Origin of the sequence: Streptomyces panaciradicis, assembly GCF_023516615.1 — a bacterium.
Taxonomy (GTDB): Bacteria; Actinomycetota; Actinomycetes; order Streptomycetales; family Streptomycetaceae; genus Streptomyces; species Streptomyces panaciradicis.
This window is the reverse complement of record NZ_JAMGBF010000046.1, coordinates 86,653-102,107: the sequence shown is the minus strand read 5'-3', so window position 1 is coordinate 102,107 and position 15,455 is coordinate 86,653. Positions and strand designations below refer to the sequence as shown.

Here is a 15,455-nt window from a genome sequence, read left to right as displayed (position 1 = left end):
GTCATCCGTCCCACCTCTTTTCCGCCGGTCCCCGCCGCCGCACGGGCCTCGCCAGCAGCGCGCCGAGGAATCCGGTCACCAGTCCCCACAGCAGGGCGAGACCCAGCGCGGACCACACCTCGGGTTCGAGCAGCACCTTCCCGGCCAGTCCTCCGCCCAGGTCGCCGATGCCGAGCACCGACAGCCCGAAGTGCGCGGAGATCCGGCCGACCAGGCAGATCATGAGCACGGTCAGCGCCAGGGCGACCGCCATGTGCAGGGCGTGCTGCCAGGCCCGCATCCGGGCCGGCGAGCGGGCCGCGAGCACGAAGGCGGCCGCCAGCAGCAGCACCACGTCGACCACCAGCAGCCACCAGACGCGGCCGTCGTGCTCGGAGAGCGTGCTCAGGTTGAGGGCCGAGACGTCCTTGGTACGCAGCACCTCGTCGAGCACATGGGGCATCGGCAGCCCGAACGGGCCCTGCACCCGCCCGTTCCAGGTCACCCCGAGGCCCAGGGTCAGGGCCAGCCAGGCCAGGTTCGGCAGGCCCAGCAGGATCACGGCCAGCGTCTCGGCGCGATGCCCGCGCGTCACCGCCACGACCAGACCGACGACGACGCCCAGAGCGACGTAGGCCAGGAGCAGCGCGACCATCGCGTACGCGGCCGGGCGCACCGACTCCTGGAAGCGCAGCAGCCGCCCCGGCAGCGGGGCGCCGCGCGAGACCAGCAGGGCCAGCACCAGCACACCGGCCAGCCAGAGCAGCCCGAACAGCACCGTCAGCGGAACGTCGGTCGTGAAGCCGACCTTCGGCGAGACACCGAACAGGCCGCCGATGTCGCTGATGGTGCTGTCGCCGAGGGACAGCGTGAAGGTGTGGCGGGCGCCGAAGGCCAGGCCGAGCAGCGCGAGCAGCCAGAGCACGGCGACGCGGCCGGCCCAGCCCGCCAGTTCCTGCGCGCCCGCCACCGCCCGGTGCCGCAGCGGGCGCAGGAAACCGGCGGCGAGGACGAGGGCGCCGACCAGGGTGACGGACAGCGGGATCACGGTCAGCCCGGCGTCGGCGCCGGCCAGCGCTCCGGCGTCGCCGGAGAGTTTCACGGTGCCGCCCACCGCGGTGACCACCGTCGCCGCGACGACCCTCGGGAAGGCCCCGTCCGGCAGGTCCGTCGCCCCGGCCGCCCACAGCCCCAGTGCGGCGACGACCCCCATGGCGATCAGCGGGGCCAGCACCGCGACGAGGGCCTGCACCCAGCCGTGCCGGGCCACGGCCGGGGCGGAGGGGGCTCGCGGGGTCACCCTTGCCACGCTAGGCAGGTCCGGCCCGCCCCGCCCGCCGGGAGGTCCGTCCGCGTCGGCTTGCGGTCGGCGGGCAACCGGAGCACACAATAAGGAGGAATGGCAGAAAAGCGGCAGAAATCGGGGAGAGCCGCAGAGGAACCACGTCGGGAAGAAGAGCTCGTGAGCGTCGAACCGCCGTCGTCCGGCCGCCCCACAGGACCGCCCTCCGGCCCGCTCTCGGGCCCCTCGCAGCCGCCCTCGGGCCCGCCCTCCCAGCCGCCGCCCGGCAGCAGCGGCAACACCCCCGCGCCGGAGCCCCGCCACCCCTGGTGGAAGTCCGCGCCCCGCATCGCGGTGCTCACCACTGCGGTCGTCGCCGCCGTCGTCCTGGCCGTCGTCCTCTCGCGGTCCGGCGGCGGTGCCGGCTCGGCCAAGGGGGGCGAGGTCTTCCTGCAGGCCGCGGGCAAGACCGGCCCCGACCCGTTCACCCCCTCGACGGCGAACGACAGCTCCACCGCCACGGTCTCCGCCTCCCCGACCACCCCCGAGTCGACGCCCGCGAACGCCGTGCGCGGCGTGGACGGCGGGGCGGCCGGACTGTACGGCGGCAGCCGCAATGTCTCCAGCTGCGACGTCGAGAAGCAGATCAGGTACCTGCAGGCCGTCCCTGCGAAGAACCGGGCCTTCGCCTCCGTCGTGGGCGTCCAGCCCTCCCAGGTCCCCGCCTACCTGCGCTCCCTCACCCCCGTGCAGCTGCGCATGGACACCCGGGTCACCAACCACGGCTACCAGGACGGCACCGCGACCGGCTACCAGGCCGTCCTGCAGGCCGGCACCGCCGTCCTCGTCGACGGCCACGGCGTGCCCCGCACGCGGTGCGCCTGCGGCAACCCGCTGACCCCGCCCGTCGCCCAGCAGACGACGCCCACGCCGACGGGCGACTCCTGGCCGTCGTACCGCTCCTCGAACGTCGTGGTGGTCACGCCCGCCCCGCAGATCATCAAGATCTTCGTGATCTACGACCCGGATCACCACCAGTGGATCGCCCGGCACCGCGGGGACACCGGTCACAAGGACCGGCCGGTCAAGCCGCCGGTGCGGCCCTCGCCGTCCGTGAGCGTGACCACCCCCTCGGCACCCTCGTCGTCGGGCTCGCCGTCCCCGTGCGTCTCCTCGCCGGGACCGGGCACCGCGAAGCCGAGCCCGTGCCCGTCGACCTCCACCCCGTCGTCGTCCCCGCCGTCCTCGTCGTCGTCCGGCCCCACGCCGCCCTCGAGCTCCAGCAAGCCGCCCGCGAAGCCGGAGAGCTCCCCGGGCAGCTCCCCGCCCCAGCCTCCGCTCGCCTCCGACAGCACGACGGTGAGCGCACCGGTCTCCTCCGCCACGTCACCGTCCGCGTGAGCCGAGAGGGACACATCACCCGCAACAGGGGACTGCACGGCCCGGCTCGGGGTATCAGCACTGGTGCAACAGCGTCCGGCCAGTCCGGCTTCCGAGAGAGAAACGCATGAACGACCAGGTGGGCGGGGCAGTGATACCGACGGGTTTCGACGTGCCGGTGGAACCACTGAGGCGGGCCGCCCATTACACCGGCGAACAGGGCTGCATCGCCGAGGCCCGCTCCTTCGCCGCCCACTTCGTGAACAGTCTGCGGACAGAGTGGTGCGCCGCGGTCGACGAGCGGGCCGAGAACGAGGTGCTGCTGGTCGTCAGCGAGCTGGTCACGAACGCCGACCGGCACAGCAACGGCCCCTACATCCTGGAGCTCGAGGGCACGGACGCGGCCGTGACCGTGTGCGTCTGCGACAGCAGCGTCGCCCTGCCGCGGCGCTTCCCGCGTGATCCGAACCGGGTGGGCCGGCACGGCCTGGAGATAGTGCACGCGCTGGCTTCCCAGGTCGTCGTCGAGAGAGTGCCCGTCGGCAAGCGGGTCACCGCTGTGGTGTCGCTGAACGCGAAGTGACCGCCGCGGTCGGACCCGCGACGGTCACCCTCGTGCGTACCGCTCCCTCAGGCGCAGCCGAGCTCGCCCAGCATCCCCTCGCGCAGTCGCGCGATGATCCGCTTGATCAGGCGGGACACGTGCATCTGCGAGCAGCCGAGCCGCTCACCGATCTCCGCCTGCGTGGCCTCCTCCACGAACCGCATGTGGAGGATCTGCCGGTCGCGCTCGCCCAGCTCCGCCATCAGCGGGGCCAGCGAATGGAAGTCCTCGACGAGCCGCAGCCCGTCCTCCTCCACCCCGATGAAGTCCGCGAGGACCGCTTCGCCGCCCTCGGGCCCGTCACCGGTGAGCGCGGCGTCCAGGGACGAGGAGTTGTATCCGTTGGCCGCGATCTGCGCCTCGACGACCTCGCTCTCGGAGATGTTCATCAGCGTGGCGAGCTCCGCGACCGTCGGCTGACGGTCGAGCCGGCTGCCGAGCTCCTCGCGCGCCTTGGCCAGCTCCACCCGCAGCTCCTGCAGCCGCCGCGGCACGTGCACCGCCCAGGTGGTGTCGCGGAAGAACCGCTTGATCTCGCCGACGATGTACGGCAGCGCGAACGACGTGAACTCCACCTCGCGGGACAGCTCGAACCGGTCGATCGCCTTGATGAGGCCGATCATGCCCGTCTGGACGAGGTCCTCCATCTCGTCCCCGCGACCCCGGAAACGCCCGGCGGCGAACCGCACGAGCGACATGTTCATCTCGATGAGGGTGTTGCGCGCGTACTGGTACTCGCGCGTGCCCTCCTCCAGCTCGGACAGGCGCTGGAAGAACTGGCGGGACAGTTCCCGGGCGTCACGGGGCGCCACCGAACGCGGCTCCTCGATGCCCGGCAGCACACCGTTCTCCGTGCCGGTCCCGGCGGTCGTCTGGGCGATCGCTGTCTTCGACCGATTCACGGCGGTATTCATTTCCTCTCCCACGAGTCACGATCCGACGTCTGTCCGCTCGAATCCTCGTCCTGCGGGTACCCCGAGTCGGGCAGGCCATTCCCACCATTTTCCGATGCGGCGCAAAATCACTCCGCGACCCGGGTGGCGAGGACCAGTTCGTGCAGGTAGCGCTTGGTCACGCTGCCGGCGAACCCACTGTCGACGAGATTCCGGATGCACGCCAGCAGGCCCCGGCGGGCCGCCTGGTCGAGGGCGCGGTGGTTGGAGTAGGTGAGCAGGACGTCGAGGTACTGGTCGGTGGTGTAGGTGATGTCCTGCGTGAAGCGGGCCGCCGTCACCCGCTCGAAGTAGGGGGAGCCGGCCGCCTCGGCGGTGCCGGCGGGGATCTGCGACGCCGGCAGCGGCCGCAGGCCGGGCGGGGTGGCCGGATCCCATCGCTCGTAGCATTCCTGGACGCGGGCGAAGAACTCCTCCGTGCCGCCCGCCACGTGTTCTGTGAGGACCAGGGCCAGCCGTCCGCCCGGACGCAGCGCCCGGGCCGCCTTGACCATCCGCACCCCGGGGTCGATCCAGTGGAACGCGGTGGCGCACACCACCAGGTCGAACGGCTCCTCGGGCAGCGGCCAGCTCTCGAACTCCGCCACCCGGACCTCGGCGCGCGGATGGTCGCGCAGCCGCCGACGGGCCACGGCAGCCATCGCGTCACCGAGCTCCACCGCGGTGACGCGGCATCCCAGCTCGGCCACCGGGAGCGTCAGCTGACCCGTGCCCGGGCCGATCTCCAGGACCCTGCTGTCCGGGCCGAGGGCCGCGACCCGCGCCAACTCGGCGACCAGCGCCGGGGGATAGCGCGGCCGTGCCCGGTCGTACAACTCGGCGTCCTCGTTGAACGTCTCCCGCAACGCCGTCATGGCACCCTCCGCTTCCGGTGATTCACCCAGGGCAGAATGCCGACCCCTTCCCTTCGCGGCGAGGGAATTTAGTCTGAAGCGGTGACCAGCCAAGCGCCCGACGAAGCCCGTGTCATCCCCCTGCGCCGCCCGCAGGCCGGTGCTCCGGCCGCCCCGCCGCCGCGCAAGGCGTCGGCGGTCCCCGCGGCCCCGGCACCGAAGGAGCCCCTGTGGCGCGACCTGGTCGGTGACGTGCTGAGGCGCGAGCGCCTCGCCCAGGAGCGCACCCTGAAGGACGTCGCCGACGCGGCCCGGATCTCCATGCCCTACCTCTCCGAGGTGGAGCGGGGCCGCAAGGAGGCCTCGTCGGAGGTCCTCGCGGCCGCCGCTCACGCCCTCGGACTGGGCCTCGGCGATCTGCTGTCGCTGGCGCACGGCGAGCTGACCCGGGTCACGAGCCGGCACGCCGCCCGGGGCCGCGGCGCCTCCGCACCCCGCCACGACGGACTGTGCCTGGCCGCCTGACGGCACCGGACGGGCCGGCGCCTCAGACCGCGACGAGACGCCGGCTCAGCACCTCGTCGGCCAGCCCGTAGGCGACCGCCTCCGCGGCGGTGAACACCTTGTCGCGGTCCATGTCGGCCCGCAGGGTGGCGACGTCGTGGTGGGTGTGGCGGACGAGCACCTCCTCGACCTGGGAGCGGATGCGGACCATCTCCTTGGCCTGGAGCGTCAGGTCGGAGATCGCGCCCCGGCTGCCTCCGCTGGCGGGCTGGCCGAGCAGCACGCGCGCGTGCTCCAGCACGAACCGCCGTCCGGGATCGCCTCCGGCCAGCAGGACGGCCGCGGTGGACGCCGCCTGCCCGACGCAGAACGTCGAGATCGGCGCCTGCACGAAGGTCATCGTGTCGTAGATCGCCATCAGCGAGGTGAACGAGCCGCCGGGGGAGTTGAGGTAGATCGCGATCTCGCTCTCCGGGGCCGCCGACTCCAGATGCAGCAGTTGCGCGATGACGACGTTGGCCACTCCGTCGTCGATCTCGGTGCCGAGGAAGATGATCCGCTCGGACAGCAGCCGGCTGAACACGTCGGAGGACCGCTCGCCGTGCGCGGTGCGCTCGACGACGTACGGAATCGTGTAGTTGCCCATGTCACAGCCCCATCCGTCGCTTCGAGGCGGCCGGGCGGACGTCGGCGAGCGACTCCACGACCTGGTCCACCATGCCGTACTCCCTGGCCTCCTCGGCCGTGAACCAGCGGTCGCGGTCGCCGTCCCGGGCGATGGTCTCCGGGGTCTGGCCCGTGTTCTGCGCGATGAGCCGCTCCATCGTCCGCTTGCTGTGCTCCAGGTTCTCCGCCTGGATCTCGATGTCGGCGGTGGTGCCGCCGATGCCCGCCGACCCCTGGTGCATCATGATCCGGGCGTTCGGCAGGGCGTAGCGCTTGCCGGGCGCGCCACCGCAGAGCAGGAACTGGCCCATGCTGGCCGCGAAGCCCATGGCGAGCGTCGAGACGTCGTTCGGGATCAGCCGCATCGTGTCGTAGATGGCCAGGCCCGCGTACACCGAGCCGCCCGGGCTGTTGATGCACAGGCTGATGTCGGTGCGCGGGTCCTCGGCGGAGAGCAGGAGCAGCTGGGCGCAGACCCGGTTGGCGGACACCTCGTCGACCTGGGTGCCGAGGAACACGATCCGCTGGCCGAGGAGCTGGGCGGCGAGATGGTCGTCGAACCGGGAGGGCGCGGTGTCGCCCTCCTCGGCCCGGGGCGTGAGCGGGGCGAGTGCGGTCATGGTGTCTCCCGTCGGTGCGGTGATGCCGTCCACCCCACTCTCGGCCCGCGGGCGGCCGCCGACGCGGTTTCTCTGCCCGCGGCAGATTCGCCACGGGCAGAGCCCCGCGCTCAGTCCTTCTCGCGCAACTGCCGGAAGAACGCCCGGACATCCCCGACCAGCAGGTCCGGCTCCTCCATCGCGGCGAAGTGGCCGCCGCGGTCGAACTCCGTCCAGCGCACCAGGTTCTCCGTGCGCTCCGCCTTGTGCCGCAGCGGAAGCTGCGGCTCCGCGGGGAACAGCGCCAGCGCGGTGGGCACGGTGGAGGGCTCGGTGGGACGGGCGCCGCCGGTCGTCGCGTGGGCGCGCTCGTAGTAGATGCGGCCCGCGGAACCCGCGGTCCCGGTCAGCCAGTACAGCATCACGTTGGTCAGCAGCCGGTCCCGGTCCACGGCCTCCTCCGGCAGCCGCTGCGAGTCCGTCCACTCCTGGAACTTCTCCACGATCCAGGCCAGTTGACCGACCGGCGAATCCGTCAGGGCGTACGCCACGGTCTGCGGCCGGGTCGCCTGCAACACCGCGTAGCCGGTGCCCTCGCGCGACCACTCGCTCCACCGGCGCCACGACAGCAGCGCCCGCTCCTGCCCCTCGGTGTCCAGCTCGTCCAGCTCCTCCTGCGTGGGCTCGGTGGCCTGCTGCCCGCCCGGCAGGAGGTTGAGGTGGACACCGATCACCCGGTCGGGATGGGCCCGGCCCAGCTCGCGGGAGATGGCGGCGCCCCAGTCGCCACCCTGCGCGCCGAACCGCTCGTAGCCGAGCCGCCGCATCAGCTCGGCCCACGCGTCCGCCACCCGGGCGGCCTCCCAGCCGGTGTCCGCCGGCGGCCCGGACAGACCGAACCCGGGGATGCTCGGCACCACCACGTGGAAGGCGTCGGCCGGGTCTCCGCCGTGCGCGGCGGGATCGGTGAGCGGCCCGACGACGTCGAGGAACTCCACGATCGACCCCGGCCAGCCGTGCGTCAGGATCAGCGGTGTGGCGTCGGGCTCGGGGGAGCGGACATGGGCGAAGTGGACGTTCGAGCCGTCGATGGTGGTGGTGAACTGCGGCCACTCGTTCAGCCGGGCCTCGGCGGCCCGCCAGTCGTAGACGTGGCGCCAGTGGTGGTGGAGTTCGCGCAGGTAGTCGGCCGGTACGCCGTAGGCCCAGCCGGTGCCGGGCAGGTCGTCGGGCCAGCGGGTGCGGTCGAGGCGGTCGTGCAGGTCGTCGAGGTCGCTCTGCGGGATGTCGAGCCGGAACGGCCGGACCTGGACGGCGGGGTCCGCGGGGGATGACGTCATGGCGGGAGCCTAGATCGCGACGGCGACGGGGCCACATGGATTAACCGGCCGCCCCACCGATGAGTTTCGCGCCGAGGATCGGTCGGTACAGGTGACCGCGTTCCACGCCCAGGAGGTGCCCATGACCACCGACGGATTCACCACGTGTCTCTGGTTCGACGGCCAGGCCGAGGAGGCCGCCCACCACTACGTGTCGATCTTCAAGAACTCCAGCATCGGCCGCGTCGGCCGCAACGTCGAAGGGGGAGCGGGGCCGGTCGGCTCCGTGCTGGCGGTGGAGTTCACGGCCAACGGCCAGAAGTTCGTCGCGCTCAACGGCGGCCCGATGTTCAAGTTCAACGAGTCGGTCTCCTTCCAGATCTTCTGCAAGGACCAGGAGGAGATCGACTACTACTGGGCCAAGCTCACCGAGGGCGGCGGCGAGCCCGGACCCTGCGGCTGGCTGAAGGACAAGTTCGGCCTGTCCTGGCAGGTCGTCCCGGACACCCTCATCGACATGATCAGCGACCCCGACCAGGAGAAGGCCTCCCGCACCACCAAGGCGTTCATGGCGATGGGCAAGTTCGACATCGCCGCCCTGCGCCGGGCGTACGAGGGCGAGTAGGCGGCACGCCGGAGGGCGGCGCCGGCCGCCGAGTGGGTAGGACACCGGGCGGCGCCGTCCACCGCGCGACGGCGCACGCCCGCCGACCGCCCCTCGCCCGAAGGAGCCGCCCGTGCCCGCGACCCCGCTGACGTACGCCTTCGACAACGACGACCCCGAAGCCGTGGGCCGGCACGTCCATCTCGCCACCCTGCTGGACGAGTTCACCGTCCAGCGGCTGTCCGGGCTCGGTGATCTGACCGGCAGGCGGTGCCTGGAGGTCGGCGCCGGGGGCGGCAGCATCGCCGCCTGGCTCGCCCGCGCGGCGGGGCCCGGCGGCCGGGTGCTCGCGACGGACCTCAACACCCGTCATCTGCCGCCAAATCCACCGTACGAGGTGCTGCGCCACGACCTGGAGACCGAACCGGTGCCCGAGGGGCCGTGGGACGTCATCCACGCCCGGCTGGTGCTGCTCCACCTGCCCGGGCGACGGGAGATCCTCGGGCGCCTGGCCGCCGCACTCGCTCCCGGGGGAGCGCTCGTCGTGGAGGACTTCGAGGCGACGTTTCGCAAGATGGTCCTCGCCGCCCCGAGCCCGGAGGCGGCCGAGCTGATCGACACCTACCACACGCTTCTGATCGAGCACGTCCTGCCCGCCCACGGCAACGACCCGAGCTGGGCGGGCCGGGTGCCCGCGCTGATGCGGGAGGAGGGGCTGACCGATGTGGACACCGTCATGCACGCCCGCTCCTGGCCGGGCGGCACGGCGGGCGCGCTGCTGATCGCCGCCAACATCGCGCAGGCCAGGAAGGACTTCCTGGCGGCCGGCATGACCCCGGAGCAGCTCGACGAGGTGCACCGGCTGGCCGCCGACCCCCGGCTGGTGGTGCGCAGCCACTTCACCTACTCGACCATCGGCCGCCGGCCCACCGCGGGGTGACGCGGCCGGGCGCGCGGATCACCGGCTGACGGCCCGGCGGATCACCCCGGTGATCTCCCGGGAGATGCGCAGGATGCCGGGGGAGCGGACCGGACACGGCTTCGGGGTGGACGTCGTGGGCGCGAGGCAGAAGTGCAGGTAGTCCGAGTCCAGGTGGAGCGCGGTGCGGTCGCGCCCCGGCTGGGTGCAGTAGCCGGCGTGTTCGTGTTCGTAGGCGGTGCACGGCAGGTACTGGCTCCAGGTGTAGCGGGCGCCGGCCGGAGCGACCGTGCGGCCCGCGTCGGCGACGAGGTCACCGGACGCAGCCGCCTGCCGTTCGTACATCTCGTTGACGCGGCGCACCCGGTCGGGGGTGATCGGGTCCGGGCCCTGCAGCACCCACACGATCCGCGGCCGTCTCGCGCCGCCCGCCGCGGCGATCTGCTCGGTGAGCCGGCGCAGGTCGGCGCGGTAGCGGTCGAAGTACCGCTGCGGGGAGGCGTCGTAGGTGATGCCGTCCATGCACCACGTGTACACCCAGGCGTTGCCCCAGAACTGCAGCACCACGTAGTCCGGGTGCCGCGCGCGGACCAGCGCGGCGGCCTTGGCCGCGTCCGGCACGAGCGAGCGTGCCCCCGTGCCCTCCAGGTAGTCGCACGGCGTCGTGCCCGAGTACGGTGCGCCGGTGTAGGTGGCGTTCAGGCCGTGGCGGAGCTCCTGCCCGAGCACCTTCTGGGCCTCCACGGCCAGCGAGTCGCCCAGGTACAGCACCCGGGGCCCGACGGCCGGGACGCGGGGCGAGGCCGGCGCCCGCTGGTGCGTGGTCGCGGCGGAGGCCCCCGGTACGACGGGGGACGGCGGCGCGGCCTCAGGCCCGGACGACGGGTCGCCGCACGCGCCGAGCAGCAGCACACCGGTCAGCAGCATCCCCACGATCCACGGTCCGCGCATGCGGCGACTCCCGCCCCGGCAACCGAAAAACGGCTCCCCAGGCAAGCACAGCCGGGCCCAAGAGGGAAGACGGACAAGGCAGTTCGCGGGCCATGGCCCCGATGTGCGTGTCAGGACAGGTCGTTGACCAGGACCGCGGCCCCGTCGAAGCGTCCCGCCTTCAGGTCCCGCAGCGCCTCGTCGGCGCGGGACAGGGGATAGGTGTGGGTGGTGGCGCGCACCCCGTGCCGGGCGGCGAACGCGAGGAACTCCCGGGCGTCGGCACGGGTGTTGGAGGTGACGCTGCGCACCTGCTTCTCGTAGAACAGCTCCGTCTCGTAGTGCAGGGACGGGATGTCGCTGAGGTGGATGCCGGCGACCGCCAGGGTGCCGCCGCGGTCCAGGGCGCGCAGCGCGACCGGAACCAGGTCGCCGACCGGGGCGAAGAGGATCGCGCTGTCCAGCGGCTCGGGCGGCATGTCGTAGGCGTCGCGCGCCGAGGCGGCGCCCAGGTCGAGCGCCAGCCGCCGGGCCGCCGCTCCGCGCGTCAGCACGTGCACGGTGGCGCCCTCGGCCAGCGCCACCTGCGCGCACAGATGGGCGCTGCCCCCGAATCCGTACAGCCCGAGCCGTCCGCCCGGCGGCAGCGCGGCCCGGCGCAGCGCCCGGTAGCCGATGATCCCCGCGCACAGCAGGGGAGCGGCGGTGGCGTCGCCGAGGGCGGCCGGCAGCCGGTGGGCGAAGGCGGCGGGCACGGTCGTGTACTCCGCGTAACCGCCGTCGGCGTCCCAGCCGGTGTAGCGGGAGGCCGGGCAGAGGTTCTCGTCCCCGCGCGCGCAGTAGACGCAGGTGCCGTCCGTGCGCCGCAGCCAGGCCACGCCGACCCGGTCACCGGCCTCGAAGCCCTCGACCCGCGCGCCGTGGCCCGCCACCACGCCCACCACCTCGTGTCCGGGCGTCACACCGGGCCGGCGCACCGCGAGATCACCCTCGGCCACGTGCAGATCGGTGCGGCACACCCCGCACGCGCGCACCCGCACGAGCAGCTCGTCGCCTGCGGGCTCCGGAACCGGCTTCTCGACCAGGCGGAGCCCTCCCGCCTCCTCCACCGGGCCGGGCACCGTCACCGACCACGCGCGCATCGTTGCGTCAGCCATCCCGCACCCCGTCCCGAGCGCTCGAAACCCCTGTCCCGACCAGTGTGGGACGCGCGCGCACGTTCGGCGCGCGCTTCGGCGAAGGGGTGACTAGCGTGAGGAAGCGGACCAACCGCCGACACAGGAGAGGGCCGCAGTCATGGCCGTGCAACCTGAGGGAACACCCTGTTGGGCCGACGCGATGTTCAGCGATGTCGAGGGAGCCAAGAGTTTCTACGGCGACGTCCTGGGCTGGACCTTCGGCGAGGCGTCGTCGGAGTACGGCAACTACACCCAGGCCTACGCGGACGGCAAGGCCGTCGCCGCCGTCGTACCGCCGATGCCGGGCCAGGAAGGCTTCTCGCAGTGGTGCCTGTACTTCGCGTCGCAGGACGCCGCCGCGACCGCCGGGAAGATCCGTGACAACGGCGGCGAGGTGCTGATGGAGCCGATGAAGGTCGGCGAATTCGGGACGATGTGCCTGGCCCGCGATCCCAGCGGGGTGGCCTTCGGCCTGTGGCAGGCCGGGGTCCACGAGGGGTTCGAGGCATCGCCGCAGCAGCCCGGCGCGTACTGCTGGGCCGAGGTCTTCACCCGCGAACCCGAGAAGTCCGACGCCTTCTTCACCTCGGTGTTTCCCTACACGGCGAAGCAGATGCAGGACGAGGCGATCGACTTCCGCATGTTCGACCTCGACGGGAACACGGTTCTCGGCCGGATGAAGATGACGGACGACTTCCCGCCCGAGGTGCCGCCGTACATCAACGTCTACTTCACCGTCGCCGACTGCGACGATGCCGTCGCCCGGGCGACCAAGCTGGGTGGCGTGCTGCGGTTCGGGCCGATGGACAGCCCGTTCGGGCGGTTCGCGGCGCTCAGCGACCCGCAGGGTGCCAGCTTCTCGGTGATCGACATCACGACGACGGCCGGGGAGATGCCGCAGGTCACGGACGTCTCCTGAACCAGGCGCGAGCGGCCCGCCGGGCCATGGCATGATCGGGCCCATGCGTGAACGTGTGGTGGCCGCGTGCGACGGGGCTTCGAAGGGAAATCCCGGTCCGGCGGGCTGGGCCTGGGTCGTTGCGGACGAGTCGGAGACCCCGGCCCGCTGGGAGTCCGGTCCGCTCGGCAGAGCCACCAACAACGTCGCCGAACTCACCGCGCTGGAACGGCTGCTGGCCTCGACCGACCCGGCCGTTCCGCTCGAGGTGCGGATGGACTCGCAGTACGCGATGAAGGCCGTCACGACCTGGCTGCCCGGCTGGAAGCGCAACGGCTGGAAGACGGCCGCCGGCAAGCCGGTCGCCAACCAGGAACTGGTGGTGCGCATCGACGAGCTGCTGGACGGCCGCTCGGTGGACTTCCGCTACGTGCCCGCCCACCAGGTCGACGGCGATCCGCTGAACGACTTCGCCGACCGGGCGGCCAGCCAGGCGGCCGTCGTGCAGGAGGCCGCGGGCAGTGGACTGGGCTCGCCGGAGCCGCCGCCCTCCCCGGACACGCCGAAGGCGAAGACGGACGCGCCGCGCCGGAAGTCCGGCGCGGCGCGCAAGGGTGCCTCGTCCTCCCGCACGATCAAGGCGAAGTTCCCCGGCCGCTGCCTGTGCGGCCGCTCCTACGCCGCGGGGGAGTCCATCGCCAAGAACGGTCAGGGCTGGGGGCACCCGGAGTGCCGTACGGCCGAGGCCGGTTAGCGGGCGGCGGTCAGCTGACCTCGCCGCGCCACTCGCCGGTCTCCCGGCCGCGGTTCTCGATGAACGTCTTGAAGCGCTCCAGGTCGCCCTTGGCCTGCCGCTTCACGAAGCCCAGCGTGTCGCCGACCTTCTCCGTGAGGCTGTCCGGATGGAAGTCCATCTGCAGCATCACCTTGGTGTGGGCGTCGTCGAGGCGGTGGAAGGTCACCACCCCGGCCTGCTTGGCCTCACCGGCGACGGTCGTCCATGCGACCCGCTCGTCGGGGACCTGTTCCGTGATCTCGGCGTCGAACTCCTTGTGGACGCCGTTCACACTGGTCACCCAGTGGGTGAGCGTTTCGGTGCGCTGCTCGATGCGGTCCACGCCGTTCATGAACTCGGGGAACGACTCGAACTGCGTCCACTGGTTGTAAGCGGTGCGCACCGGGACGCCGACCTCGATGGATTCCTCGACCTGCGACACGGGTGAACCCCTCCTTCGCTCTGCTGTCGGTTGTGTCCCCGGCGGGTACCCGTGACCTGCGGGGCGAACCACCCGATCCCGGCGGTCAGTCGGTGTCGAAGGTGTAGAACGCGGTGTGGTCCAGCAGATCGGCGGGCCGGACGTCGTTCCACGGCTTCATCGTCTCGCCCAGGTCGACGACGTTCGGCGTCCCGCCGGTCGGCAGATAGCCGGAGCGGGGATTGCGTCGCTGCCACTCGGCCCACAGCTTGTCGATGTAGGCGTGGTGCAGCCAGAACACCGGGTCGTTGGGGGAGACGCCGGTCGCCATCTGGCCCCCGACCCACACATGGACCCGGTTGTGCAGGTTCACCCCCCGCCAGCCCTCCAGGTGGTTGCGGAAGCCGTCCGACGCGCTGTTCCAGGGCGGCATGTCGTAGGTCGCCGTCGACAGCACCGAGTCGACCTCGGCGCGGGTCGGCAACTCCCGTACGTTGGCGCCCAGTTGGCGGCGCAGGAAGGTACGGCCGTCCACCCGCACGGTGATCGGCCAGTTGCCTGCCGACGCGGCGAACGGGCCGTCCGTCACCTGCCCGTCGCGGCTGCGCCCCGTCCCGCCGAGGAAGTCCGGCGCCCACAGCGAGGAGCGGGGTGAACGGTCGGTGCTCCAGTCCCAGTAGGGCAGCGTGACCGAGGCGTCCACCGACTGCAGCGCTCTTTCGAACTCCAGCAGGAATCTGCGGTGCCAGGGCAGGAAGGACGGCGAACGGTGGCCGGTGCGCTCGCCGTTGTCGGTGTCGCCGAGGATGAAGGCGTTGTGCGTCGTCACGAAGGCGTCGTAACGGCCGCTGCGCTTCAGCTCCAGGACGGCCGCGACGAAGCGGCGCTTCTCGTCGGCGGAGAGGCCGGCCTGGTTCTTGCGGACGGTCATGGTGGTGGTTGCTCCGAAGTGTCGTGCGGGGTGGGTCAGTTGGCGGGGAAGGGCAGCAGGACCGCGCCCTGGAGTTCGTCGACCGCGGCCCGTGCGGCGGCCCGTGGCGTGGGGACCGGGGCGTAGTGGCTGACGACGCTGATCCAGCTGCCGTCCGCGTTGCGCATCACGTGCAACGGGACCGCGTCGACGAGCACTTCGAAGCCGTCGCCGTGGTGGTGGTGCATCGGCCCGGAGGCCGGGCGGCCCTGTATCCGGCGGCCCTTGTAGACCTCGTCGAAGGGTTCGGGGGAGTCGTGGTGAGAGGCGGCGGGCGCGGCCGAGGCGGCGGGCGCCGAGAGGGTGTGGGCGGCGGCGGCCGCGGTGAGCACGGCGGCGGTGCCGAGGGCGCGGCGGCGGCTGAGTTCGGGCATACGGGATCTCCCGGGAATTCGTTCGATTGACGACCCGGCATGCCTATCCGCCCTGGTGAGAGCGGGAGAAATCGGCCGAGACCGGTTGGCTGCGATCAGGACAATTGCCTACATGTCGTGCAAGGTTGAACGAAGTTGATCTTGCTGTGGGCGGGGCCCGCCGTCCCCGGAAGAGGGAATTCCTTCGCCGGGGAGCCGTGATCCGGAAGATCCTTCCCGGCCGGCGGCGCCGCCTGTGGCCCGCCTCACCTCGGAAAACTGGCGCGA

At 72.2% G+C, this 15,455-nt stretch carries 18 protein-coding genes; 7 read left to right on the top strand and 11 right to left on the bottom strand.

Annotated elements, in window-relative coordinates; translation table 11 throughout:
• Position 1: 1 nt before the first annotated feature.
• A complete protein-coding gene (locus M8J74_RS18050) occupies positions 2-1,279 on the bottom strand; it encodes a streptophobe family protein (RefSeq protein ID WP_249837404.1) in 1,278 nt (425 codons plus the stop codon).
• 162 nt (positions 1,280-1,441) lie between these two features.
• Between M8J74_RS18050 and M8J74_RS18045 the strand changes: the two genes are divergently transcribed.
• Positions 1,442-2,662 carry a DUF6777 domain-containing protein gene (locus M8J74_RS18045; protein ID WP_249837403.1) on the top strand — a complete coding sequence of 407 codons (1,221 nt, stop codon included), beginning with the start codon at positions 1,442-1,444 and terminating at the stop codon, positions 2,660-2,662.
• 106 nt (positions 2,663-2,768) lie between these two features.
• Positions 2,769-3,224, top strand: coding sequence for an ATP-binding protein (locus tag M8J74_RS18040; protein ID WP_249837402.1), 456 nt, complete (start codon positions 2,769-2,771; stop codon positions 3,222-3,224).
• A gap of 47 nt (positions 3,225-3,271) precedes the next feature.
• Here M8J74_RS18040 and M8J74_RS18035 read toward each other — a convergent pair whose 3' ends face one another.
• Together M8J74_RS18035 and M8J74_RS18030 are read right to left on the bottom strand one after the other, a co-directional pair.
• Complete coding sequence (locus tag M8J74_RS18035) at positions 3,272-4,159, bottom strand: RNA polymerase sigma factor SigF (RefSeq protein WP_249837401.1); 888 nt, start codon at positions 4,157-4,159, stop codon at positions 3,272-3,274.
• A gap of 107 nt (positions 4,160-4,266) precedes the next feature.
• Positions 4,267-5,052, bottom strand: coding sequence for a class I SAM-dependent methyltransferase (locus M8J74_RS18030; protein WP_249837400.1), 786 nt, complete (start codon positions 5,050-5,052; stop codon positions 4,267-4,269).
• An 81-nt stretch (positions 5,053-5,133) separates the two neighbouring features.
• Between M8J74_RS18030 and M8J74_RS18025 the strand changes: the two genes are divergently transcribed.
• Positions 5,134-5,556, top strand: coding sequence for a helix-turn-helix domain-containing protein (locus M8J74_RS18025; RefSeq protein ID WP_308406061.1), 423 nt, complete (start codon positions 5,134-5,136; stop codon positions 5,554-5,556).
• Positions 5,557-5,578: 22 nt separating this feature from the next.
• On the opposite strand, the gene M8J74_RS18020 is transcribed toward M8J74_RS18025, so the two are convergent.
• The 3 genes from M8J74_RS18020 to M8J74_RS18010 all read right to left on the bottom strand — a co-directional run bounded on the left by M8J74_RS18020 (position 5,579) and on the right by M8J74_RS18010 (position 8,140).
• Positions 5,579-6,181, bottom strand: a complete 603-nt coding sequence (locus M8J74_RS18020; protein WP_249837399.1) for a ClpP family protease — start codon at positions 6,179-6,181, stop codon at positions 5,579-5,581.
• Position 6,182: 1 nt separating this feature from the next.
• Entirely contained in the window at positions 6,183-6,821 is a 639-nt protein-coding gene (locus tag M8J74_RS18015) for a ClpP family protease (RefSeq protein ID WP_058928608.1), read from the bottom strand.
• Positions 6,822-6,931: 110 nt separating this feature from the next.
• On the bottom strand, positions 6,932-8,140 hold the full coding sequence (locus tag M8J74_RS18010) for an epoxide hydrolase family protein (RefSeq protein ID WP_249837398.1): 1,209 nt from the start codon (positions 8,138-8,140) through the stop codon (positions 6,932-6,934).
• A 121-nt stretch (positions 8,141-8,261) separates the two neighbouring features.
• Between M8J74_RS18010 and M8J74_RS18005 the strand changes: the two genes are divergently transcribed.
• Both M8J74_RS18005 and M8J74_RS18000 read left to right on the top strand, forming a co-directional pair.
• Positions 8,262-8,744 carry a VOC family protein gene (locus M8J74_RS18005; RefSeq protein WP_058928609.1) on the top strand — a complete coding sequence of 161 codons (483 nt, stop codon included), beginning with the start codon at positions 8,262-8,264 and terminating at the stop codon, positions 8,742-8,744.
• Positions 8,745-8,856: 112 nt separating this feature from the next.
• Positions 8,857-9,663 carry a class I SAM-dependent methyltransferase gene (locus M8J74_RS18000; RefSeq protein ID WP_249837397.1) on the top strand — a complete coding sequence of 269 codons (807 nt, stop codon included), beginning with the start codon at positions 8,857-8,859 and terminating at the stop codon, positions 9,661-9,663.
• An 18-nt stretch (positions 9,664-9,681) separates the two neighbouring features.
• Here the strand turns inward: M8J74_RS18000 and M8J74_RS17995 are convergent, their stop codons facing one another.
• Together M8J74_RS17995 and M8J74_RS17990 are read right to left on the bottom strand one after the other, a co-directional pair.
• Entirely contained in the window at positions 9,682-10,593 is a 912-nt protein-coding gene (locus M8J74_RS17995; RefSeq protein WP_249837396.1) for an SGNH/GDSL hydrolase family protein, read from the bottom strand.
• 110 nt (positions 10,594-10,703) lie between these two features.
• A complete protein-coding gene (locus M8J74_RS17990; RefSeq protein WP_249837428.1) occupies positions 10,704-11,714 on the bottom strand; it encodes a zinc-binding alcohol dehydrogenase family protein in 1,011 nt (336 codons plus the stop codon).
• 154 nt (positions 11,715-11,868) lie between these two features.
• Between M8J74_RS17990 and M8J74_RS17985 the strand changes: the two genes are divergently transcribed.
• Positions 11,869-12,669: a VOC family protein gene (locus M8J74_RS17985; RefSeq protein WP_249837395.1), complete on the top strand. Its 801-nt coding sequence runs from the start codon at positions 11,869-11,871 to the stop codon at positions 12,667-12,669.
• A 31-nt stretch (positions 12,670-12,700) separates the two neighbouring features.
• Positions 12,701-13,402 (top strand): ribonuclease H family protein, encoded by a 702-nt coding sequence (locus tag M8J74_RS17980; protein WP_249837394.1) that lies wholly within the window; start codon positions 12,701-12,703, stop codon positions 13,400-13,402.
• A 10-nt stretch (positions 13,403-13,412) separates the two neighbouring features.
• Here the strand turns inward: M8J74_RS17980 and M8J74_RS17975 are convergent, their stop codons facing one another.
• The 3 genes from M8J74_RS17975 to melC1 form a co-directional block, all read right to left on the bottom strand.
• Complete coding sequence (locus M8J74_RS17975) at positions 13,413-13,865, bottom strand: SRPBCC family protein (RefSeq protein WP_249837393.1); 453 nt, start codon at positions 13,863-13,865, stop codon at positions 13,413-13,415.
• An 85-nt stretch (positions 13,866-13,950) separates the two neighbouring features.
• Positions 13,951-14,775, bottom strand: a complete 825-nt coding sequence (gene melC2, locus M8J74_RS17970; protein WP_249837392.1) for a tyrosinase MelC2 — start codon at positions 14,773-14,775, stop codon at positions 13,951-13,953.
• Positions 14,776-14,810: 35 nt separating this feature from the next.
• Complete coding sequence (melC1, locus tag M8J74_RS17965) at positions 14,811-15,188, bottom strand: apotyrosinase chaperone MelC1 (RefSeq protein WP_249837391.1); 378 nt, start codon at positions 15,186-15,188, stop codon at positions 14,811-14,813.
• Positions 15,189-15,455: the final 267 nt, after the last annotated feature.